Raw genomic sequence first — 22966 nt, 5'->3', positions numbered from 1 at the left:
TAAAATACGTCGTCATTTTTTTACATTAGCAGTACTAAAAGTTTAATATGAGTTACCTACATAATATTGGTCGATACTTTTTGATGATAAAGCAAATGTTCCGCAAACCCACCAAATGGTCAGTGTTGCGACATTTAATTTTTAAAGACATTGATGACCTGATTATCAATTCGATAGGGATAGTATCATTCATTGCTTTTTTTGTGGGCGGTGTGGTGACCATTCAAACCGCTTTAAACATGACCAACCCACTAATACCAAAAACCTTGGTTGGCTTCGCGACACGACAGTCGGTAGTTTTAGAGTTTGCCCCCACCTTTATCTCCATCATTATGGCAGGAAAAGTTGGCTCTTTTATCACATCGAGCATCGGGACGATGCGTGTTACTGAGCAAATTGATGCCTTGGAAGTCATGGGAATCAACGCCGTAAATTATTTGGTATTTCCTAAATTTGTCGCGCTCATGTTATATCCATTCTTGATTTCTATTGCTATATTCTTAGGAATTATTGGCGGAATGGCAGCATGTGTGTTTGGAGGTTTTGCTTCTTTAGATGATTATATTGCAGGGATACAACTGGACTTTATTCCATTTCATATTGCGTATGCATTTATAAAAACTTTTGTTTTCGCCTTTTTATTGGCTACGATACCCTCATACCATGGATTTTATATGACAGGTGGAGCATTAGAAGTGGGCAAAGCCAGTACCACCTCTTTCGTCTGGACGAGTGTTGCCATTATCCTTTTAAACTACATATTAACCCAAATGTTGCTAAGCTAATGATTGAAGTCAATAATATCCATAAATCTTTTGGTGATAACGAAATCCTCAAAGGCATAAGCACCAAATTTGAGAAAGGCAAAACCAATCTTGTCATAGGACAGAGTGGTTCGGGAAAGACCGTATTTTTAAAAACTTTATTAGGCTTGTTCACTCCTGATGAAGGTTCCATTATTTATGACGGCTCCGATTATTCAAACTTATCTACCGACGAAAAAAGTACTTTGAGATCAAAAATGGGCATGGTATTTCAAGGTAGTGCTCTTTTTGATTCTATGACCATCGCCGAAAATGTAAAATTCCCATTGCGAATGTTTACAAAACAGAGCAAGAGTGAAATGAACGACAGGGTTGATATCGTCCTAAAAAGAGTGAATCTTGATGATGCGCATAACAAACTTCCTAGTGAAGCTTCAGGTGGAATGCAAAAGCGAGTAGCAATTGCAAGAGCTATTGTCAACCAACCCAGATATTTATTTTGTGATGAACCCAACTCTGGTTTAGACCCGCGGACTGCTACCGTAATTGACAATCTTATTCAAGAAATTACCAAAGAATATGATATTACTACCATTATCAATACCCACGATATGAACTCAGTAATGGAAATTGGTGAAAAGATTATCTTTTTGAAAAACGGTCTTAAAGAATGGGAAGGATCAAATAAAAATATTTTTAAAACCGATAATGAAGCGGTCACGGACTTTGTGTATTCTTCGGACTTATTCAAACGCGTTCAAAAAATGTATTTGGATGAAGATGTATAGTTCAGGTGAAAGCTTTTCGTATTCAGCTCAATTAATTTACGCATTTTCCACAAAAAATTCATCATCAGATAGGAATATTTCCTTTGCGGGCTTTACATGAAAAATTTTAAAACACAACTTTCTTTCCCACAGGAATCAACTCTTCAATTAATGGCACTTACCGACCCTTTCTTACTACTAAAGTATCCAATTTATACTTTTGCTTGAGCCATCGGTGTAGTTTATTCTGTTCCTTGGTTATCACATCTTCTTTGACGCTTTCATTCCATTGTACCGTAAACTCCGCAATAGTATCCAATTTTTTAAAATTAGAGGAAATGACACTAGAATACGATAATTTATCAATGTTCTCATAGTTAATTTTAACCTCCTTACTTAACTCTTCAAAAGGGATTTGAAGTGTTTCGTATTTTGCCAGTTTTCTAACTTTATCCTCAAGAAAGATAATCTTTTCAGCCTGTGACAATAAGTCCAAAGAATCGCGATAGCGCAATTGCGACATGTACCGAATGTTGTCCAAATTTCTAGATCGGTTCTGATTAAAGACAAGTTTTGCATTAGCAAGTGCTGGATAATCTTTCATACGGCCCTTGATAATGGACACGGTATTCTCTGGAATTTGATCCAATCCAAAACTGTTCAACTCTAGAGTAGATGGCTCTCCTTTGACACTCGAATAGGTGAAAATTGCATTTGTCTTAATAAAATCAGAATGCGGTAAAGACTCCAGCTCTTTATTGATAAATGCTCGAGATTCATTCTCAAACTTGCTCTGTCTCCATACATCCATAAAGGTGAAAATAGCAGGTATCATTACAATAACTGCAACCACCGTAGCAATTCTGGAGATGCGTTTACGCTTGGCTGAATTAGCATATTTGAGCATTGGAAACCCTAGAATTTTTACTACTATAAATGTGGCCAAAGCTATAAAAATAGTATTGATGGTAAACAAGTACATGGCTCCTAAAAAATAATCTAGATTGCCCTTTGCCAGTCCATATCCTGCGGTACACAAAGGCGGCATTAATGCGGTAGCAATAGCCACACCAAAAATAACTGACGCTATAGTTCCTTTTTTTGTTCTCGCAATAATCAGAGCCAAACCTCCAAAAAAGGCAATCAATACGTCACGAATATCTGGTTTTACACGCCCCAGCAATTCAGAGGTATCTTCACTTAATGGAAAAAATTTAAAGAATAGAAAAGCGGTTGCCAAACTGAGCACAATCATTATGACCAAATTGATCAATGATCGTTTTAAAGTGTCGATATCATTTATAGCTATGGAAAGACCAACACCCAATATCGGACCCATTAATGGCGAAATTAACATGGCACCAATAACTACAGCTGCAGAGTTGGCATTCAATCCAACAGAGGCCACAAAAATAGAACAGATGAGAATCCAAGCGGTCGCTCCCTTAAAAGAAATATCACCTTTAATAGCAGTAACGGTGGCATCTCTATCAGTGTCCTCTCTAAAATCAAGCAATTCGCTGATAAAATGCTTAATACTCACCCAAAGTCCTTGTGCATCCTTCTTAACGGCCTGCTTAGAGGCTTCAACAGCTTTATCCTGTTCCTCTAATTTTTCTTCTTCTGAAAAATTAAATTTATTTTCTTCCATTAACTCACGTGTTATCCGTTCTGATTGCCAAACTTATCCTTGACTTTTTGAAGGACTTGCTTTATGTCCTGTTCTTTAGATTTGGGAAATATAAGCAAAACTTCGTCTTTGTCCACAATGATATAATCTTTTAGTCCATCAACCACTACAATCTTATCGCCTTTAGTTCTAATCATATTCCCTGAGGCACCCTCTGTCAAAGTCCTCGCATTTACTACGGCATTTTGGTTTTGATCCTTCTCAAGTTGGTCATATAAACTTCCCCAGGTTCCTAAATCATTCCAGTCAAATTCCGCCGGTAGGACATATACATTTTCTGAACTTTCCATGATGGCATAATCCACGGAGATGTTTTCTGATTTTGCGTAATTTTCAGCTATAAAAAGGTCTTCGTCTGTAGTATTGTAGAGGTTGATTCCTTTTTCGAATAATTGAAATAATTGTGGTTGATGAAACTGAAAAGCCCTTATCACACTCTTGACACTCCACATAAAAATCCCTGCATTCCATAAAAAATTCCCTTGATTGATAAATGATTTTGCCGTTTCATAATCTGGTTTTTCCCGGAATTGCTGAACAGGTTTTATGGCTTCTTTTGATTCTTTTTCATACTCGATATATCCAAACCCTGTATTTGGGAAACTTGGCTGAATACCCAAAGTCATCAGGGCATCATGCGCTTCGCAAAAGTTGAAGGCCTGCTGTACATTTTTGGTAAATTTCTCTTCATCTTCAATCCAATGATCACTTGGTGCTACAATCATTACGGCTTCAGGATTTTCCTTTTGAATCTTTAAAGAAGCATATAGAATACAAGGTGCCGTGTTGCGCATTGCTGGCTCCAACAATACTTGACGTTCAGTCACGCCAGGTAATTGTTGAAAAACCAAGTCTTTATATATGGCATTGGTAAGAATAAAAATATTCTCTTTAGGGATTAATTTTGAAAGCCGCTTAAAGGTTTTTTGAACAAGCGTATCGCCTGTCCCTAACATATCATGAAATTGCTTTGGAAAATCCTGTGTACTGATGGGCCAAAATCTTGATCCTACTCCTCCCGCCATTAATATGGCGTAATAATTACTATTCATGTCTGTAAAATTTTATATTTTTTATGAAAAATAAATTAGGTCATTTTGTTGACCAAAAACCTGTATATCTAATAAATTGGCACAAAAAACACTTAAAACATCTCGCAAGAAAGTCTTAGATTATAAGTGCTTACTGTAACTTCAAACAGTCCACTAATTCCACCTCTGCATTCGGATTGAAAAGATACAACTTTCCGGACGCAACCTCTACACCTTCATGACGTGTTCGTCTTTTTCCTCCTTTTTTAAAAACGCGTCCATTATAAAGTCGGAACTCACTTCCTATTGGAACTTCAAAAATATAGGTTTTATCATTAGGAGGGTCAAATTGTTTTAAGGCCAATGCCAATTTAACATCAGAGTCACTACTGGCCTTCGGGTTTCTAAAATGTATTGCTAAAAGTGGCAACAAATCATTTGGAAACACATTTGGATTTAAAAAAGGCAACATCAATCTTTGAAAGGTGTATTTCCATTCTTTACCATGAGGTTTTATGTACCTCCCAAAGTTTTTGTAAGCTTCAAAATGGGCTATTTCATGAATCAAAGTAATCAAAAACCGATAATGGTTTAAATTACGATTTATGGTAATTTGATGTTTATTGTTTGGCAAACTTCTATAATCACCATGACGCGTTTTACGTTCATTCTTGATTTTTAGGACCAAATTATCATGCTTTAAAAGCTCTAAAACATCAGGAATTGCCTGATAAGGAATGTATTCTTGAAGCGCATTGTGCATAGACGCAAAAGTAATGGATTTGATGGGATTGTTTAAAGATTTTTGTAAATTTAGAAAAGAAAACTTTAGCAGAAAGTTAAAGAACATTCAGGTTTCTATGTTTACCTTTATTACTGCAATTCTTGATATTGAATGATTATAGGGATTAAAGTCTCTTATCGAGCAAGCACGACATTTAAAAACTTAAATCTTTAAACAACAACGCACAACCAAATGGCATTTATAGATTATTACAAAGTATTGGGACTTAATAAATCAGCGACTACAGCTGAAATCAAAAAAGCCTATCGGAAATTAGCAAGAAAACACCATCCTGATGTCAATCCGAATGATAAAACCGCAGAACACAAATTCAAGGAAATCAATGAAGCCAATGAAGTATTAAGTGATCCTGAGAAACGTAAAAAATACGATAAGTATGGCAAAGATTGGCAGCATGGCGAAGCTTATGAACAAGCACAACAACAACAGCAATCTCAACGGCACTATCAACAACAAGGACCAGGCAACTTTGGTGGCGGCAACTTCTCTGATAGCGAATTTTCAGATTTTTTTGAATCGATGTTTGGCGGTCGAGGTGCCTCTCAAGGACATGGCAGATCTGCTGGATTTAGAGGGCAGGATTTCAATGCAGAATTACAATTAGATATTAAAGATGTTTTTGAAACACAAAAAAGAGTCCTGACTGTTAATGGAAAAAACATTCGATTGACGATTCCAGCCGGTGTTGAAAACGGCCAGGTTATCAAAATTTCAGGCAAAGGAGGTCCAGGTGCCAACGGCGGTCCAAATGGTGATTTATTGATTCAATTCAACATCAGCAACAGCACCAAATTCAAGCGAGATGGCTCCAACTTGTACGCAACTGAAAAAATTGATCTCTATACTGCAATTTTAGGTGGCGAAGTTACCGTGCGTACTTTTGACGGGAAAGTAAAGTTAAAAGTGAAACCTGAAACTCAAAATGGTACCAAAGTTAAACTCAAAGGAAAAGGTTTTCCTATCTATAAAAAAGATGGTCAATTTGGTGATCTTTTTATAACTTATGAGATTGAGATGCCCACCAAACTTTCTGATAAAGAGAAAGCACTGTTCAATGAACTTAAAAATTTACAATCATGAGTACTGCAACATATATTCCCATAGCAACCTTATGCACTTCTTACAAAGTGGAAACCTCATTTTTTCAAGATTTAAACGAATATGGGCTGATTGAAATAACAACTATTGAAAAATCACCTTGTATCCATCAAAATCACATCAAAAATCTGGAATCCATAGTTAGATTACATAAAGATTTACATATAAATTTTGAGGGCATTGATACCGTATTAAATCTTTTGGAAAAAATTCAAGAGCTGCAAGAGGATTTGGCGGCTGCTAAAAACAGATTACGGATTTTTGAAGATTAATATTTATAGGGCTACAACAAAGCATCTCTAATATTAAGACCTCATTATTCTTGGGCATTCCACCTCACAATCAGCAGGTAATGCTCAAAAATATCTTTTCTATACATTGAGGAAACTTAAAAATTTAATCTAAGGTTCTCCTTATTCTGAAAACTATCAATATAAATCCTATTTCGATTAGCAACTAGGACTAATCATTACGAAGTTCCGTTTAAAAATTAAATTTTTTTATTTTTAGAATTTCCTCTATATCAATCCTAAAAAAATCTAACTAAAAATATTTTCTTTTAATTACTAGTAAATCAGTCTTCTGTGATTCTTCTCATCCCATCCCAAACATTCCAATTTCTTACCAAAAAATTAAAATAGATAGTCAATTTTCAACCATGATATTTATCATCGGTTAAGCTCTATTTAATACCCAACTTTGTATCATAATATTAAAACATACTATTATGATTACTATCAAAACCATCACTAAATCTATGTTGAGCCTTTTGTGTATGCTCATCTTATCAACGCCAGAAGTTTACTCACAAACTTACACTTTAAATAATCAGGCCTCAAAACTTACGGTTTCAGGAACTTCTAGTTTACATGATTGGGACATTGATGCCGAACAACAAAAAGGACAAATTGGTCTAGATGTCACAACCGATTTAAAAATTGAAAAATTGACTTTTGAGGTAACTGCTGAAAGCCTTAAAAGTGGTAAAGGATCAATGGACAAGAACACCTACAAAGCTCTAAAGACGAACAAGCATAAAAGCATCACTTTTCAACTGACTGAAGTTAATACCATCACCACTTCAGGCACTAACACTTATAAAGTAGAAGTCACTGGAAATTTAAGCATAGCTGGCGCAACTAAAAAACAGAAAATGAATTTTGACCTCTCAACATCTTCAGACAAAGTGACCCTAAAAGGTGAAAAAGCCTTCAAAATGACTGATTTTGGGATAGATCCACCAAAAGCACTTTTAGGAACTATTACCACTGGAGACGAGGTAACCATAAAATTCAATACCATCTTAACCAAATAAAAAGATTCAAAATTTAATTAAAACTTATACTAATGAAAACACTTATCAAAAACTCAGCAATTGCAGTAATACTTCTTGCAGGAGTTACTACCTACGCTCAAAAAAACAACAGAAGTCTTGATAATTATAGAGAACCTGACAAAGCAGGAATTAATGTTTTTGAGGCTCCTAAAGATACCATTTCCACATTTGATGGCATAAAAGTAAGAATTGGAGGCTCATCTACACTTCAGTTTCAAGCACTTAACCATGAAAACTCTGGAGCGGTGGAGTTGATTGACATCGGTTCAAATTTCAACCTGGCAACAGCAAACCTTGATTTGGATGTAGCACTATATGACGGCATTAGAATGCATTTACGTACCTACCTTTCTTCTCGTCACCATCCAGAACCTTATGTAAAAGGCGGGTATTTCCAAATCGATAAACTTGAGTTTATAGAAAAAGGCTTTCTTGAAAACATAATGAAATACTCTACCATTAAAGTGGGACACATGGAAAACAACTATGGTGATGCACATTTTAGAAGATCTGATAATGCGCAAGCCATTTATAACCCTTTTGTAGGCAACTTAATTATGGACGGATTTACGACAGAAGTAGGTGCTGAAGTGTACTACCGAAGAAATGGATTCATTGGAATGGTAGGTTTCACCAACGGTAAATTGAATCAGTCTGTTGACAAACCTGATACTGGAGGTGCTTCATTTTTAGCAAAGCTAGGTTACGACAAACAAATTAATGATGATCTTCGTGTAAGGCTGACAGGATCTCTCTATAATACTGGTAAAGTGGCCAACTCATACCTTTATAGTGCAGATAGAGCGGGTTCTAGATATTATTTAGTCCTTGAAAACACGAATGCAACAACAGCAGGAAATTTTAGATCAGGACGTTATGACCCAAAATTAAGCAACCAGATTACGGCTTTCATGTTTAATCCCTTCGTAAAATATAAAGGCTTAGAGTTCTTCGGAACCTTAGAGTCAGCTAAAGGTAAAGCAAATGCTGAAACTGAAAAAAGAACAGCTAATCAGTACGCTGCAGAGTTGATCTACCGCTTTGGTAGCACCGAAAATTTTTACTTAGGAGCGCGTTACAACCAAGTAGATTCTGAAGATGTCAGTGGCAGTGACGTAGACATCTCAAGATTTCAAGTAGGTGCCGGTTGGTTTATTACAAGAAATATTCTTCTTAAAGCGGAATATGTCAATCAAAAGTATGATGGCTACAGCACTTCAAGCATCTTCAACGAAGGAAAATTTAATGGACTAATGGCTGAGGCCGTAATTAGTTTCTAACAAATTGAGTTAGTTTTAGTAATTGCAAACCTCATAAATTTAGTCAAATGCTAAATTATTGGGGTTTGTTTTTTTATTAATATCTTGTAATTGTATTATCAACAGACGTATGAAAAGATTACTTTTTATTTTACCATTTCTACTGCTGGTTTCTTTTTCCAAGTTAAACACCATCAGAAACAGTAAGTTCGTCCGAATCACTTCAAAAAGCGAATTGTTCATCAAAGGCACTAGTAACGTCAAGGATTTTATATGTCAATACAACATCCATAATCTTGATGCGCCAATAAAAATTCAATATGAGAATTTTGATGACCTCATCAAATTTGAAGAATCGATGTTAATTTTAGAGAACAATGGATTTGATTGCGGCGGAAAAGGAATTAATAGCGATTTTCACGATTTACTACAATCAGAGGTCTATCCTGAGATTATACTTAGATTAAAAGAAATCAAGTTAAAACCTAATCAAGAACATTCAGCCGTTGCTTTAGTGGAGATTGAAATTGCCGGGTTAAAACATGATTACCATATGGAAACAAAATTCTACAAAGAGCAAGATTGGTTGATCTCGGGCCGTCTTAAATTGAATATTAAAGATTTTGATCTTATAGCACCCAAAAAAATGTTTGGACTTGTGGTAGTCTCAGACGAGATTGAAATTAATTTCAATTTGGCAATTAAAGAGTTGTAAAAGATAATTTGATGAAACCAAATGTCAACCTAACGACAGCATGTCTAAGACATTTAAAGAAGCCTATGGACAACTGGCAGACCATTCTAATACTTATCTAATACTTACTATTAATTTTAATAAAAAATATCATGAAAACATTTAAAGTTGGAGATCATATCAAATGGAATTCCGAAGCAGGACATGTCTCAGGAAAAATCACATAAGTGCACCATTCGGATTTTGATTATAAGGGCTATACCCATCACGCCAGCAAAGATGATCCGCAATATGAAATTAAAAGTGACAAAACCGACCATATTGCAGCTCATAAAGGTTCAGCGCTGACTAAAATTTAAATTGCGTGTGTTACAAGTTTGAGTTTTAAGCATTTATCGTAATAAACTTAAAACCTCTGACATGTTGTTAAAAGTTAAAGTGGCGTTGCCTTCAAGTTCATTATTATAATCATGAGCCGTAAAGCCAAACACATCAAAACCACCATTTTTAGCGGCATTTACACCGCTCATGCTGTCTTCAATAACCACACAATCTTTAGGATCAAAACCCATGGTTTCTGCAGCCCAAAGAAAAACAGCAGGATCTGGCTTCCATTTATTTAATGCAAAGCAGCTGAAAATAGCATTCTCAAAAAAAGGCAATAATCCGGTTAATTCTAGATTGAGCCTGATCTTATTTTCAGGACCACTAGACGCCACACAAAACGGAATATGAAGATTTTTTAGCAGCTCAGTGACACCTTCTACAGGCTGAATATTTTTTTTAAACGATTCGAAGCTGCGTTCTCTGAAATTTGGCATAAAATCATCTGGTAATCTTTGAGTAGCCAACTCAGCCACTTGCTCATAGCACTGTTGCATTGAAGTACCCTTAAAGTTTTTTAAGGCATAATTTAAATCGATATTAGCGCCATATTCATTGGCCATTTCCACCAAAACCTGTCCAGCAATTGGTTCACTATCTACCAGAACGCCATCACAATCAAAAATAACGCATTTATACTTAGACATCATTAAGGAGTTGAATTAGACACTTGAAGTAATTTCCCATTATAAAACTTTTGGCCTTTTAAGGAAAAGTCAACAATATAATCTGCTATTTCCTCTGGAGAAATCGGTGCTTTATAACCTGGAAAAGCTTCTTCCAACATTTCAGTTTGGACGGCGCCAAGTGCCAGCACATTAAATGAAATTCCAGAGTCTTTATATTCTTCAGCAAGCAGTTCAGTTAAAGTAATCACCGCGGCCTTACTAGAGCTATACGCTGAAAGTCCCGGAAATTTCATACTTCCTTGCACACCACCCATAGAACTCATAGTAACTACATGGCTGTTTTTTGTCATAAATGGGATTAAGGTTCGGGTGAGTTCAGCCATCCCAAATACGTTGGTACGGTATACTTCTTCGAAATCACTGACCGTTGTCTCTGCAAAAGGCTTATTTAGAACTTTCCCAGCATTATTGATCAGTACATCTACATGAGTCCAATATTCTGAAATATAGTTTTCTACCTTTTGATAGGCTTCTGCATCTCCCAAATCAAAACAAAATGCATGTACATTTTTCAATTTCAAGGCTTTTACAGGGCCATCGTTTCTAGACAATGCCAAAACGTGATGGCCTTGTTTGGCAAACAGTTTTACCAATTCATAACCAATTCCTCTACTTGTTCCTGTAATAATGATATGTTTACTCATGCATTTTAATTTCCTGGGTTAGTGTGTTGCTCATAGTCTCAAAAGCAGGAATCAATTTGTTTATCAAATCGGCCATAAATTCGTAATCCATTAATTCAGCTTCATCCCCCACTTTATGATAATGGTCAAAATTAGTGAAGTCAAAGGTAGAAATGGCATGACAAGGTTTATTGAACACTTTATAAAATGGATAATTATCAGAGCGGTAAAATAATTTAAACTCTTTAGCCTTCGGTAATTGATCCAACAACTTAAAATCTACATAGTCATTCATCTTTGTAGCCATATTAGAAAGATCAAACCCTGTAAAATAGGCGTCATAATCCTTATCAACCATAGGCACGCCCATCATTTCAAAATTGATCATGGTGTAGAGATTTATGTTCTGTTCTTTTAAACGATCCGCTAAATGCTTTGATCCCAATAATCCCATTTCCTCACCAGAGTACAACGTAAATAGAATACTGCGCTTATTATTTTTCTTAGTGGCGAAATATCGTGCCATAGCCAAAACTGCCGCCACACCTGAAGCATCATCATTGGCGCCATTAGCAATGGAGTCGCCGTCCACAGCTTTCACAACGCCAATATGATCATAATGTGCACCAAGAATGATGAATTCATTTTTTAAATCGGGGTCATTACCTTCAATATACCCCACAACATTAGTGGCCTCCATTCCTTTTGCTTTATAATGATCTCGATAAGTTTCAAAATAAGGTTGAACATTATAGGATTTCAGCTTATTCTCAATATAAACTGCTGCCTTCTCAATGCCTTCTGAACCCGTTGCACGACCTTTTAATTCATCTGAAGCCAAATAGGACACACTTTCTTTAACTTCCGCACTGGTTACAAAATTCAACGTTGGTGCTTCTGACGTTTGCTCCATCAAAGCAAGGTCATTATTGGTGTTTTCAGGAAGCTCTTTGGTCTTGGTTTTACAGGAAACGATTATTAAGAGCGCACTGATTACAAGAATATGTTTCATATCACTTAGTATTTTATTTAATGAAAAAATCCTGTTTCAATAGACTGAAACAGGATTTTTAAATATTTAATGATTCATTTTAATAGTCATTGATTGATTTTGAATTCAGCAAGATAGAAGCTCATTTCGACAAAATCAATCACTTTACAATTATATTAACATGGTGACTGGATTTTCAATAAATCCTTTTAAGGTCTGAAGAAACTCTGCTCCAGTTGCACCATCCACCGTTCTATGATCACATGCCAAAGAAAGTTTCATCGTATTGCCAACCACAACCTGTCCATTTTTTACCACCGGCTTTTCAAGAATGGCTCCCACTGATAAAATAGCTGAATTTGGCTGATTGATGATGGATGTAAAACTTTCAATACCAAACATGCCTAGGTTAGAAACTGTAAAAGTACTTCCTTCCATTTCTTGAGGCGTTAATTTCTTGGTTCTTGAACGTCCTGCAAAATCCCTTACCGCTGCTCCAATTTGGGGCAAAGTCTGCTCATTGGCAAATTTCACTACCGGCACCACCAAACCGTCTTCAACAGCAACCGCTACGCCAATGTGCACGTGATTGTTTAAGCGCATTTTATCAGCGAACCATTGCGAATTAACTTGAGGGTGAATTTTTAAGGCCAAGGCGCAGGCCTTAACAATCATATCATTGTATGAAATTTTCGTATCCGGAATAGAGTTGAATTGCTCTCTAAAAGCAATGGCATTAGCCATATCAAACTCGACGTTCAAATAGTAATGTGGTGCGGTAAATTTAGATTCAGCCAAACGTTTCGCAATCACTTTACGCATTTGCGAATTTGGTTTCTCATCAAAATCTTCCTGACCAGAAGGTACAAATTTACCAACTGAAGCTGGAGAACTTGCTCCAGGGGTGAAGTTTTCAATATCACGCTTAACAACGCGCCCGTTTTCTCCAGACCCTTTTACTTGCGACAAGTCGATTCCTTTTTCTTCAGCCATTTTTCGAGCCAAAGGTGACACAAATACGCGACTGGAATCTGAGCTTGAAGTTGAGGTCGAAGCTTGTTTTTTCTCTTCTTTTACAGGTGCTTTAGTCGCTTCCTTTTTGTCAGACTTAGAACTTTCCTTTTTAGGAGCTTCCTTTTTCTTATCAGAACCTTCTGATAAGTATTTTTTGGCAATGGCTGCACCGTCGGTTCCTTCCGGACCTATAATAGCCAATAAAGCGTCTACTTTGGCACTTTCACCTTCCTGTAGTCCTATATAAAGTAAGGTTCCGGATTGAAAAGATTCGAACTCCATCGTTGCCTTATCCGTTTCGATCTCAGCAAGCATATCGCCTTCCTCAACCTGATCGCCTTCTTTTTTGAGCCATGTTGCTACCGTACCCTCTTCCATGGTATCACTTAAACGTGGCATGGTCACAACGGTAACACCTTCTGGCAATTCACCAGAATCCTCTGAATCTTCAGAGTCTGAAGAATCGTCGTTGTCGTCAGAATCAGATGCTTTATCATCATTTTCTTCGGAGTCATCTTCTTTAGAGTCATCAGCGTCAGAGTCATCTTCGGATTGTTCTTCCTTTTTATCCGAAGAACCCCCTTTGATCAGATCCGAAATATCTTCATCTTCTTCACCAATAATAGCTAACAATTCATCAACCTTAGTAGTTTCTCCTTCTTGAATACCAATATAAAGCAAGGTGCCTTCATAAAAAGATTCAAAGTCCATTGTGGCTTTATCTGTTTCAATTTCAGCCAAAATATCACCTTCAACAATCTTATCTCCAACTTTCTTTAACCACGTTGCCACAGTTCCTTCTTCCATGGTATCACTCAAACGCGGCATATTTATTACTTCTGCCATAGCTTATATTTTGTGTTGTATAAATGGATAATCTTCCTGCTCATAAACTGCATCATACATGAGACTTTTCTCAGGATAAGGAGATTCATCAGCAAATTTTTCACATTCTGCTACGCGCTCCTTGACACTTTTATCAATTTTCTTAAGATCTTCTTCAGTGGCGTATTTCTCTTCAAGAATCACATCTTTAATTTGCGTGATAGGATCAATTTTTTGATACTCTGCCACCTCATCCTTTGTTCGATAGTGTTGCGCATCACTCATTGAGTGTCCTCTATAGCGGTAAGTTTTAAGCTCTAAAAATGTTGGACCGTCACCGCGTCTAGCACGTTGGATAGCTTCATCAAAAGCTTCGGCAACCTTTACCGGATTCATTCCGTCAACAGGTCCGCAAGGCATTTCATAACCCAAACCTAATTTCCAAATATCGGTATGATTTGCAGAACGTGCTACTGAAGTACCCATGGCATAACCGTTGTTTTCACAAACAAACACCACTGGTAGTTTCCATAGCATTGCCAAATTGAAAGATTCATGCAAAGATCCTTGCCGTGCAGCACCATCACCAAAACAACAAAGTGTCACGGCATTGATTCCATTATATTTATCTCCAAAGGCCATCCCAGCACCTAAAGGTATTTGTCCCCCTACGATTCCGTGACCGCCATAAAAGCGATGTTCTTTAGAGAAAATATGCATAGATCCACCAAGACCTTGAGAAGTTCCTGTGGCTTTGCCGTATAATTCCGCCATAACACGTTTAGGATCTTCACCCATTCCGATTGGCTGAACGTGATTACGATACGCAGTGATCATTTTATCCTTGGTCAGGTCCATGGCGTGCAATGCACCAGCTAAAATAGCTTCCTGTCCGTTATATAAATGAAGAAAACCTCTTACTTTTTGTTGAATATATACCGCAGCAAGTTTGTCTTCAAACTTTCTCCAAAACAACATGTCTTCATACCATTTGAGGTAAACCTCCTTAGTTATCTTTTCCATCCAAAATAATTTCTAAAAAAATCAAATTTATAAATCGTTATAATTTAGAGAACTGAACATCTCAAATGCGAGATTATTTCAGCTATCAACTTTTGGTTCGTTTCTCAAATATTCAAAAATTGTCCTTCACTAAACGGATAACAAAAGTAACACATAAAGCAGTAATGAAAAAACCGAAAATCGTAAAATTTCTACGAAATCGTTATAGAACGGTTTTATCAAACACCAAAGGCAGCAGATTTGCCAAAGAATGTGACCGCACTACTTTTCCCTTTTCACCCATAAAATAAATTTCAATAGGCGCATCTTGCTTTACCTCATATTCCGCAATAGATTGTCGGCAGGCACCACAAGGTGGAATTGGTTTATCAGTAGTTTTTAATCGCGATCCCGCAATAATCGCCATTCTTTTGATGGCAACGTCAGGAAATTGCGACCCCGCATAAAAAATGGCAGTTCTTTCTGCACATAGGCCAGACGGATAAGATGCATTCTCTTGATTGCTTCCTGTAATGATTTCACCGTTTTCGAGCAGAAGTGCCGCCCCAACCCCAAATTTAGAATATGGCGAATAGGATCTTTCCCTTGCTTCCATAGCCTTTTTCATCAAAGCAATAACATCCCGAGGAAGCTCTTCTAAAGTATCATAAACATTAAGCAGGGATTCTATTTTAATTTCCTTCATAGATTCTTTTATAATTTTAAAAATACGACACTTTTTTAGACAAAAAAACTATTGCTTTAGAATAGCAATAGTTTTTTATTAATTTATTTAAAAACCTTCTAGTATTCTCTATACTCGCCATCACCAAAATTGAAGGTTAGGGAAAAACGCAAGGTATTTTCCAACGGACTTTGAATTTTTGAAGCGGAGAATAAATAAGACATATCAATATTAATGGTAGTATATTTAAAACCTGCACCTAATGCAAAAAACTTACGCGCGCCTTTATCATCGCTTTCATTAAAGTAACCTGCTCTAAATGCAAAAGAATCTTGATACTGATATTCTGCTCCCAAGGCCCAAGTAAACTCTTTCAACTCTTCACTAAATCCTCCCGGCGCATCACCAAAAGATTGAAAAACACCTTTCAGAAAACCAACATCCTGAGATTTACCTTTTACAATATAAGTAGGCTCCTCATCAAGTTGCTGACCAGGAATCCCATTAGTTTCATCATATCCATATAATGGTGGAGATGGTACCAATAATTTTGTCACTTCTGCTGTTAGCGCCAAAGTATTATACTCATCAAATATAAAATCGAAACCGCCTCCAAGCCTTAAATTGGTAGGCAAAAAGTTTTCTCTTCCGCCGTCATCATATTTAATTTTTGGACCTAAATTTTGAATGGCAAAACCTAAGCGTGTTCTTCCATTAAAGCTATTATACGCCTCTTCTTCACTTTGATAATACCCAGAAATATCGACAGCTACAGAGCTTCCTGCTTCTGCTGAATTGTCCAAGGCTTGAATTTTTAAATCAGAACGTAAATAGCGTAATCCAACTGCCATAGAAAATTGCGTGGCCAATCTTAAAGAATAAGAGGCATCAATGGCCAATTCATTCGGCTGTGCTATTAGGGCTTCAGAAAATTCATCCTGCACCAATTCAATTTCGCCCAAACTAAAGTATTTGAAACTTGCCGCAAAAGAACTACGCTCTGAAATCCTGTTAAAATAGGTGACATTTCCTAAGAAAATATCATTCACTAATTTACTCAAATAGGGCGTATAACTTACTGCTATTCCTGATTTAGCCTCGGAAAAAACGTATTTTGACTGATTCCACTGTTGGGAAAAGGCGTCCACAGAAGTCGCCACCCCAATATCACCCATACCTGCGGCGCGAGCATCAGATGCAATGAATAAAAAAGGAACTGCCGTAGTAATAACTGAGGACTGATTTTCAAATATGACCGTTTCTTGCGCAAAAGAAAAATTATAAATGATTAAGGAGATAAAAGCTAATATGTATTTTTTCATAGGGTTGTTAGTATTATACAAGGCGCTGTGACAGCCATGTATGTAGCAAATATAATTGATTATTAAAGTATTACAAGTTTTTGAATCTTCTCAACTTGCTTATTTAGTTGATTTGATCTTACTTTTAGTTTATAAATATAGACTCCCTTTCCGATCTTATCGCCAAAATCATCGCGACCATCCCAAACGATATCTCTTGATAGTGCCGAAACACCTTCATTACAACATCCGCCTGCATTGGTTTGACTATTTAAGGTTTTTATGAGTTTACCTGAAATGGTGAATATTTGTATAGAAACGTCTAAAGGTTGCGAACTATTGTGGTTGAACCAAAATTCTGTGTAATTTATAAAGGGATTCGGGTAATTGAGTACATTTTCTATCTGCAATTCTTCATCTTTATCGTGGACCACAAACTGAATTTCAGAAATCCCAGAATTATTATATACATCCCAAGCTTTGAGTGTTAACGTATGGAATCCAGGTTCTAAATCACGAAAAGGATAAGACACCTCTCCTTTGGTATAATCATCTACCTGAGCTTTATAATAGTCATTCAATACAAAAGGATTGGTTTCATCACCGTCAATAATAGCCACAATATCATGTCCAATACCACTGGCCGTATTGATGCCATTAGGATCTTCAAGCTTTGCCAAGAGTGTAGGTGTTTCATTGGTAATACCGCCAGACACAAAATTCTCGTCATTGAAATAGAGTTTTACAACAGGTCCTGTGTTATCTGTTTCGGCATTTTCATTAATTCCTCCAACCAAAACCTCAAAGTTAGAACCTGCCTGATCTTGCAAAGGGGTATCTGATTTTGCATAAAAACTGACTTTTCCCTTTCCAACAGGTACGCCAATATCTCTAGGAACTACAAATTCAAAATCGAAAACACCATTGCTAACCGTAGCTTGTCCTATAAATATTTTCTCGCCCAAAGTGGAGAAGTCCATTTTTATCAATTGCCCGTTCTCACGGATATTATTATTGGCCAGTGTTTGACGCTCTATGTTTTTATCAAAAATAGTTGCCGTAAGAACACCATTATAACCCGTCATTAAATTTCCTGCAGGATCTAAAACCTCTCCAGACATTTTCACTTTACTAAGGGCCTTTAAAGTGTCATTGGTGTGACCAAGAGGAACATCATTGATTTTCGTGAGCTGAATATTTGGTTTGGCAAAAGCGAGCCTCATGGCAGGATCGCCTATAAAAAATACTAAACGCCGTTGTTGAATTCCAGAGATTGTAGGGTCATTTTTTGTGAGACGCAAAGCTTCGGCCATTGTTGGGTAGTCATTTGAGCCGAACCCAAAAAGATACTTTTCCAATTTTACATTAAAGGTGACCCCCACACTCACAAATATTTGCCGTGTGGTTGTAATCAGTCCAATCGCACCGCCGTCAGTATTCCAATAGGTATATTCTCCGGCCGTTGGCCGAAATGGGTTATCAAATCGTGTATATTCACAAGTCACCGTCACAAAACAATTAAACTTACAAGTGTTTCTGATTTCCTGTGAATCCGTTTTATCAAAAATACGTTCAGAGGCCAATCCATCCTCACCGCCATGACCAAAATAATTAACGACCAATGCCCCCACTTCAAGGGCATCCTTAATTGCTTTATTTGCCGCAGGATAGCGCTCTCCACTTGCCGAAGCCTGTTGCTGATAAGCATCTGAATGGATCTTTACGACATTTAAAAATGGTTTTTCAGCAGTTATGTTCTGCCCGATCTCGTCTGTTGTTTCCTGTAAAACACGCTCCCAAGCAACATCTACATCATCAGACATCACTACAACATTGTTCCTCCAGTTCCCATAAGAAGCATCTTTATAGTACAGGTCAATTTTATCGACCATTTCTTTTGCACGCTGTGGGGTCTCTGCCAAAATTCTCCCAACGGCAATATCCAACTTATTGGAATTCCCCATATCGCCTTCGTTACTATCCATCATCCCATAAAAATCATCTGAGACAAATGCGTTAGTCAAACTGAAACTATCCACAGAGTGCCACGACGGCACATTATTGGTGTTGTTTGGAATTCTATCCTTATAATCAAAAGAAGCATCACCAAACAGACACAAATATTTTAACCTTTTGTCTGGTGAACTGGCATTGTGATAGATATAACGCACCAAATTCCTGATTGCAGCAACATCTTGATTTCCTGAACTGAACTCGGTATAGATTTCGTCAAGCGTCACAACTTTTACATTAAGATTGTTCTGCAGTCTATTTATTTGTGCCAATCGTTCAGCCTGAGAAACAAAATTATTTGGGGAGACAATCAGATAATCAATATCTTTAAACTGGCCTTGTTCATCCTTAAAAATGGTGCCCTTAATATTTTGATTGTTGACGATTGTTTTACCATCCCTTAAAGGCTCATAATAATCAGTAGGTGTCAGCGCCAGGTATTTTTTGGAGATTCCTGAAACCGATTTGAAATTTAAGACTGGATTCTGGTTGGTATTTAAGACACTGGCCACCTCATATTTATTGCTGATATCCCAAATCTCTGAAACGGAGGAGGCATTGGTCAAATTATACTCTACAATACCAGGTGTATTTGCCACCTTATTGTTTTTAAATATGAATTGCTCTCCTTCAAAACTCAAACCACGAGTGGCTTCAATGGATATATAATCCAAATAGCCATGGGCTGTTGGATTTCCTGAATTATTATAGTTTAAATTCACAACAACTTCGGGTGAGGTGAGTGTGACCTTATTATTAAAGAACTTTCCATCTGCTAAGACGGGAGAACTAATGGGTGCAAAATTAAAATTTGCCACAACATTTGAGTTCACTTTAACCTCCATGCTTGATGGTGCTTCAGAGGTAGATGCTGCGTAAATCTTAATATGGGCTGGTTCAGAGGTAATTAAATTCGGAAATTTAAATTCAAACTCTTTTTCGGTTTCGATATCAAATCGATCGCCAAACCAACGTCTTCCAACCCGCACAATATTAATCTCATCCACTTCATGAAACTGGTAATCATGAAAGGTATTGACCACATAGGTTGAGGCACTTGCGGGCTGTGCCATAGTTTGTATGCGCTTACCAACACCTCCGCTTACATTCACATAATAATAGCTTTTGTCAGTAAACACATTATAATTAGTATTACTATCTGCATTGTAACCTATGGGGCCCTCAGCATAAAATAAGATATAATCATCATTATTAAACTCCCCATCCTCTTCTCCCATAAATTTTATGGCGTTTTCCGTCAAGTCTACAGGATAGGGTTCGGCGTTGGGTAATGGCAGCATGGCGCCTCCATTTCCATAAATCTTAATGGTACGCGGATCTACAGAATTGGTATTGACACCCAAGGCATTTAAAAAGCTTTTCGATAATTTAAACACGCCCGATTTGTCCACATAAAATCGGTACCAACTTCCAGAGCTCAGCACTGAATTACTAATGGCATTGACTTGATTGGGATATCCGAAGACAGACCTATTGGCCGATATATTATATGAAATGGTAAATGAAGTGATCTTCTTAAAGACACCGTTGTCATTTATAATAGGTGTCACTTCAAGATACGCGTGCGTTTTATCTCTTGCTACAGTATTTTCAAAATGTAGTTTTGGAGCTATTGGAATTGTTTCTGGAGGAACGGATTTCAAATCATTGGCGGAAATAATGGCATAAGTGACATTGGTAAGGCTCACCGAGTTTTCATTTATTTTTCCTTCCGATGTCCATTCTGCAAAAAACATTATCCCCATAGAAGTATCAAAACTAAAGTTATCCTTATCAAAAGAAGGTACGACCAGAGATGATGAGGCGGTTTCTAAAACAACAGTACCATCCCAATTAATGTCAAAACGCTTCTCTTGGGAAAAACTTAGAAATGATGTTAAAACAAATAGTAATAGTAACTTTATTCTCATTAGTTTTTATAAATCTTTTTCAGAAAATTATTGCAATTTAACACTATTATCATCAACCAAAAGACTAAAATAACCTGAATTCATAACGGCAGCAGGTCATTCATATTATAAAGGCCAAAATTATTCTTCAAAATTACCACAATATTAAAATTCTTACGACGTTATTAAAACACTAAATACATCGATAAAACCACCAAAAATCCGATGTTGTGTTCAAAAAAAGGGATGAAATGCAAGTTTTTTTTAATCTATTTATAAAAAACGCTTGTTAATTTCTCTTTAATTACTATATTGCGTCACTAAATTTAATCAGCTTACTTAAAAGTATGGATATGAAAAACATCATTAATATAAGGATTGCATTGGCCCTAATGTTCTCTTTAGCAATGGTTGGATGTAAAAGATCTTCTTCAAACGAGTCCAGAGCCACTGGATGGAAAATCAATGATAAGAATGGAGGATTTCAATACAACACCAATTTCAAAGAACAAGAAACCTCTCCAGGTTTAGTTTTTGTAGAAGGAGGCACCTTTACCATGGGTAAAGTGCAGGATGATCCGATGCACGATTGGAACAATACTCCAAGTCAACAACACGTTCAGTCATTTTACATGGATGAAGCTGAGGTGACCAACAAAATGTACTTAGAGTATTTGGATTGGATTAAACGTGTATATCCACCAGATGATCCTAATTTCAAATTGATTTATCAAGGTGCTTTACCAGATACTTTAGTTTGGAGAAACCGTCTAGGTTATAGCGAAATGATGACAGAAAATTATTTACGTCATCCTGGTTATGGAGAATATCCTGTTGTTGGTGTAAGCTGGATCCAAGCTGTTGAATTTGCTAATTGGAGAACCGATAGAGTTAATGAGTTGTATCTGGAACAAGCTGGCTATCTAAAAAGAGATGCCCGTTTGACAGACGTGAATGCTGATGCCAATTTCAATACGGATACCTATATCAATTCTCCAAGTTCTACTTATGGTGGTAATGCTGATGTATTAGAAGGTGGAAAAAGAAGACAGCAAACCGATGCTGAAGGCAACCCTATTAATGTGTATGCTAAGAGAGAGTCTGGTATCATATCTCCTGAATACCGTTTACCTTCTGAGGCTGAATGGGAATATGCAGCGCTTGGTCTGAATGAATTAAGAAATTACAACACAATTCGCGGTAGAAAAAAATATCCTTGGAGTGGTCAATACACACGTTCTGGCAAAAGAAGAACTAGAGGAGACCAATTAGCTAACTTTAAGCAAGGTAAAGGTGATTATGGTGGAATTGCAGGTTGGTCTGACGATGGTGCTGATATTACCAATGCTGTAAAATCATATTTACCAAATGATTTTGGAATTTATGATATGGCTGGTAACGTTGCAGAATGGGTGGCCGATGTCTATCGACCAATTGTTGATGACGAATTTAATGACTTCAACTATTACCGAGGTAACGTTTATACAAAAAATGCAATCAATGAAGATGGTACCGTAAAAGTAGTCACTTCTGAAGATATTGTTTATGACACTTTAAGCAATGGACAAGTAGTAGCTAGAAACTTACCGGGAGGAATTCTGCAAGTACCAATTGACACTGAAGATTCTTACTTAAGAACAAATTTTGACACTAGTGATAACAGAAACTTCAGAGATGGAGACAGAAGATCATCACGTCATTATAGTGATAATTTTAGCGACGACGATGCTACTGATAAATCTGAAACGCGACAAATGTATAACTCTCCTGATCATTCAGTTATTACTGATTCAACAGGCGCCCTTGTTAGAACATACGACAAATCTAACGACAGAACATCTTTGATCAATGATAATGTAAGAGTTTACAAAGGTGGATCGTGGAAAGACAGAGCTTATTGGATAGATCCGGCGCAACGTCGTTATTTCCCACAAGATATGGCCACTGATTATATCGGATTTAGATGTGCGATGTCTAGAGTTGGTTCAAAATCAAAAGGAAGCGATAAGAAAACAAGACAATAGTATTTAACTAAAATATATAAAAAGTCCTAACTAAACGTTAGGACTTTTTTATTACATTTAT

At 36.8% G+C, this 22966-nt stretch carries 20 protein-coding genes; 9 read left to right on the top strand and 11 right to left on the bottom strand.

The features are described 5' to 3' along the window. Positions 1 to 47: 47 nt before the first annotated feature. Both G525_RS0116040 and G525_RS0116035 read left to right on the top strand, forming a co-directional pair. Positions 48 to 785 (top strand): MlaE family ABC transporter permease, encoded by a 738-nt coding sequence (locus G525_RS0116040; RefSeq protein ID WP_027127059.1) that lies wholly within the window; start codon positions 48 to 50, stop codon positions 783 to 785. Beyond that, positions 785 to 1552, top strand: a complete 768-nt coding sequence (locus G525_RS0116035) for an ABC transporter ATP-binding protein (protein WP_027127058.1) — start codon at positions 785 to 787, stop codon at positions 1550 to 1552. Before G525_RS0116040 ends, G525_RS0116035 begins: the two co-directional genes overlap by 1 nt. 157 nt (positions 1553 to 1709) lie before the next feature. Here the strand turns inward: G525_RS0116035 and G525_RS0116030 are convergent, their stop codons facing one another. The 3 genes from G525_RS0116030 to G525_RS0116020 form a co-directional block, all read right to left on the bottom strand. Further along, on the bottom strand, positions 1710 to 3182 hold the full coding sequence (locus G525_RS0116030; RefSeq protein WP_027127057.1) for a DUF389 domain-containing protein: 1473 nt from the start codon (positions 3180 to 3182) through the stop codon (positions 1710 to 1712). An 11-nt stretch (positions 3183 to 3193) separates the two neighbouring features. After that, the gene (locus G525_RS0116025; protein WP_027127056.1) at positions 3194 to 4273 is read right to left on the bottom strand and encodes a mannose-1-phosphate guanylyltransferase; all 1080 of its coding nucleotides are present in this window, start codon (positions 4271 to 4273) and stop codon (positions 3194 to 3196) included. A 130-nt stretch (positions 4274 to 4403) separates the two neighbouring features. After that, positions 4404 to 5015: a SprT-like domain-containing protein gene (locus tag G525_RS0116020; RefSeq protein WP_027127055.1), complete on the bottom strand. Its 612-nt coding sequence runs from the start codon at positions 5013 to 5015 to the stop codon at positions 4404 to 4406. A gap of 213 nt (positions 5016 to 5228) precedes the next feature. On the opposite strand from G525_RS0116020, the gene G525_RS0116010 reads away from it, so the two are divergent. The 6 genes from G525_RS0116010 (at position 5229) to G525_RS22715 (ending at position 9803) form a co-directional block, all read left to right on the top strand. After that, positions 5229 to 6137 carry a DnaJ C-terminal domain-containing protein gene (locus G525_RS0116010; RefSeq protein ID WP_027127054.1) on the top strand — a complete coding sequence of 303 codons (909 nt, stop codon included), beginning with the start codon at positions 5229 to 5231 and terminating at the stop codon, positions 6135 to 6137. Continuing rightward, complete coding sequence (locus G525_RS0116005) at positions 6134 to 6427, top strand: chaperone modulator CbpM (protein WP_027127053.1); 294 nt, start codon at positions 6134 to 6136, stop codon at positions 6425 to 6427. The genes G525_RS0116010 and G525_RS0116005 overlap by 4 nt, the downstream gene beginning before the upstream one ends. Positions 6428 to 6882: 455 nt before the next feature. Next, positions 6883 to 7470 (top strand): YceI family protein, encoded by a 588-nt coding sequence (locus G525_RS0116000; RefSeq protein ID WP_027127052.1) that lies wholly within the window; start codon positions 6883 to 6885, stop codon positions 7468 to 7470. Between the two features lie 32 nt (positions 7471 to 7502). Continuing rightward, positions 7503 to 8771, top strand: coding sequence for a hypothetical protein (locus G525_RS0115995; RefSeq protein WP_027127051.1), 1269 nt, complete (start codon positions 7503 to 7505; stop codon positions 8769 to 8771). 109 nt (positions 8772 to 8880) lie between these two features. Further along, complete coding sequence (locus G525_RS0115990) at positions 8881 to 9465, top strand: YceI family protein (protein WP_027127050.1); 585 nt, start codon at positions 8881 to 8883, stop codon at positions 9463 to 9465. A gap of 206 nt (positions 9466 to 9671) precedes the next feature. Beyond that, a complete protein-coding gene (locus G525_RS22715) occupies positions 9672 to 9803 on the top strand; it encodes a hypervirulence associated TUDOR domain-containing protein (RefSeq protein WP_245577812.1) in 132 nt (43 codons plus the stop codon). Between the two features lie 33 nt (positions 9804 to 9836). Here the strand turns inward: G525_RS22715 and G525_RS0115980 are convergent, their stop codons facing one another. The 8 genes from G525_RS0115980 to porU all read right to left on the bottom strand — a co-directional run bounded on the left by G525_RS0115980 (position 9837) and on the right by porU (position 20902). Next, positions 9837 to 10478 (bottom strand): HAD family hydrolase, encoded by a 642-nt coding sequence (locus G525_RS0115980; protein ID WP_245577811.1) that lies wholly within the window; start codon positions 10476 to 10478, stop codon positions 9837 to 9839. Next, a complete protein-coding gene (locus tag G525_RS0115975) occupies positions 10478 to 11161 on the bottom strand; it encodes an SDR family NAD(P)-dependent oxidoreductase (RefSeq protein ID WP_027127048.1) in 684 nt (227 codons plus the stop codon). The genes G525_RS0115980 and G525_RS0115975 overlap by 1 nt, the downstream gene beginning before the upstream one ends. Continuing rightward, a complete protein-coding gene (locus tag G525_RS0115970; protein WP_027127047.1) occupies positions 11154 to 12152 on the bottom strand; it encodes a M28 family metallopeptidase in 999 nt (332 codons plus the stop codon). Before G525_RS0115970 ends, G525_RS0115975 begins: the two co-directional genes overlap by 8 nt. A gap of 150 nt (positions 12153 to 12302) precedes the next feature. Further along, positions 12303 to 13991, bottom strand: a complete 1689-nt coding sequence (locus tag G525_RS0115965; protein ID WP_027127046.1) for a pyruvate dehydrogenase complex dihydrolipoamide acetyltransferase — start codon at positions 13989 to 13991, stop codon at positions 12303 to 12305. Between the two features lie 3 nt (positions 13992 to 13994). Continuing rightward, the gene (gene pdhA, locus G525_RS0115960) at positions 13995 to 14993 is read right to left on the bottom strand and encodes a pyruvate dehydrogenase (acetyl-transferring) E1 component subunit alpha (protein WP_027127045.1); all 999 of its coding nucleotides are present in this window, start codon (positions 14991 to 14993) and stop codon (positions 13995 to 13997) included. Positions 14994 to 15195: 202 nt separating this feature from the next. After that, positions 15196 to 15678, bottom strand: a complete 483-nt coding sequence (cdd, locus tag G525_RS0115955; RefSeq protein ID WP_027127044.1) for a cytidine deaminase — start codon at positions 15676 to 15678, stop codon at positions 15196 to 15198. A gap of 98 nt (positions 15679 to 15776) precedes the next feature. Next, on the bottom strand, positions 15777 to 16979 hold the full coding sequence (gene porV / locus G525_RS0115950) for a type IX secretion system outer membrane channel protein PorV (RefSeq protein ID WP_027127043.1): 1203 nt from the start codon (positions 16977 to 16979) through the stop codon (positions 15777 to 15779). A 62-nt stretch (positions 16980 to 17041) separates the two neighbouring features. Then, entirely contained in the window at positions 17042 to 20902 is a 3861-nt protein-coding gene (gene porU, locus G525_RS0115945) for a type IX secretion system sortase PorU (RefSeq protein WP_027127042.1), read from the bottom strand. A 326-nt stretch (positions 20903 to 21228) separates the two neighbouring features. Between porU and gldJ the strand changes: the two genes are divergently transcribed. Further along, positions 21229 to 22905, top strand: a complete 1677-nt coding sequence (gldJ, locus tag G525_RS0115940; protein WP_035479926.1) for a gliding motility lipoprotein GldJ — start codon at positions 21229 to 21231, stop codon at positions 22903 to 22905. Positions 22906 to 22966: the final 61 nt, after the last annotated feature.

The organism is Gelidibacter mesophilus DSM 14095 (genome assembly GCF_000423005.1).
Taxonomy (GTDB): domain Bacteria; phylum Bacteroidota; class Bacteroidia; order Flavobacteriales; family Flavobacteriaceae; genus Gelidibacter; species Gelidibacter mesophilus.
The sequence above is the reverse complement of the archived record's forward strand: the minus strand, read 5'-3'. Positions and strand labels throughout refer to the sequence as shown.

Coding starts and splice junctions, on each gene's coding strand:
- G525_RS0116040 (WP_027127059.1), top strand. CDS start 48: ATGAGTTACCTACATAATATTGGTCGATACTTTTTGATGATAAAGCAA.
- G525_RS0116010 (WP_027127054.1), top strand. CDS start 5,229: ATGGCATTTATAGATTATTACAAAGTATTGGGACTTAATAAATCAGCG.
- porV (WP_027127043.1), bottom strand. CDS start 16,979: ATGAAAAAATACATATTAGCTTTTATCTCCTTAATCATTTATAATTTT.
- G525_RS0116030 (WP_027127057.1), bottom strand. CDS start 3,182: ATGGAAGAAAATAAATTTAATTTTTCAGAAGAAGAAAAATTAGAGGAA.
- G525_RS0116025 (WP_027127056.1), bottom strand. CDS start 4,273: ATGAATAGTAATTATTACGCCATATTAATGGCGGGAGGAGTAGGATCA.
- G525_RS0116020 (WP_027127055.1), bottom strand. CDS start 5,015: ATGCACAATGCGCTTCAAGAATACATTCCTTATCAGGCAATTCCTGAT.
- G525_RS0116005 (WP_027127053.1), top strand. CDS start 6,134: ATGAGTACTGCAACATATATTCCCATAGCAACCTTATGCACTTCTTAC.
- G525_RS0115975 (WP_027127048.1), bottom strand. CDS start 11,161: ATGAGTAAACATATCATTATTACAGGAACAAGTAGAGGAATTGGTTAT.
- G525_RS0115990 (WP_027127050.1), top strand. CDS start 8,881: ATGAAAAGATTACTTTTTATTTTACCATTTCTACTGCTGGTTTCTTTT.
- G525_RS0116000 (WP_027127052.1), top strand. CDS start 6,883: ATGATTACTATCAAAACCATCACTAAATCTATGTTGAGCCTTTTGTGT.
- G525_RS0116035 (WP_027127058.1), top strand. CDS start 785: ATGATTGAAGTCAATAATATCCATAAATCTTTTGGTGATAACGAAATC.
- G525_RS0115970 (WP_027127047.1), bottom strand. CDS start 12,152: ATGAAACATATTCTTGTAATCAGTGCGCTCTTAATAATCGTTTCCTGT.
- pdhA (WP_027127045.1), bottom strand. CDS start 14,993: ATGGAAAAGATAACTAAGGAGGTTTACCTCAAATGGTATGAAGACATG.
- G525_RS0115980 (WP_245577811.1), bottom strand. CDS start 10,478: ATGATGTCTAAGTATAAATGCGTTATTTTTGATTGTGATGGCGTTCTG.
- G525_RS0115965 (WP_027127046.1), bottom strand. CDS start 13,991: ATGGCAGAAGTAATAAATATGCCGCGTTTGAGTGATACCATGGAAGAA.
- G525_RS0115995 (WP_027127051.1), top strand. CDS start 7,503: ATGAAAACACTTATCAAAAACTCAGCAATTGCAGTAATACTTCTTGCA.
- cdd (WP_027127044.1), bottom strand. CDS start 15,678: ATGAAGGAAATTAAAATAGAATCCCTGCTTAATGTTTATGATACTTTA.
- gldJ (WP_035479926.1), top strand. CDS start 21,229: ATGGATATGAAAAACATCATTAATATAAGGATTGCATTGGCCCTAATG.
- porU (WP_027127042.1), bottom strand. CDS start 20,902: ATGAGAATAAAGTTACTATTACTATTTGTTTTAACATCATTTCTAAGT.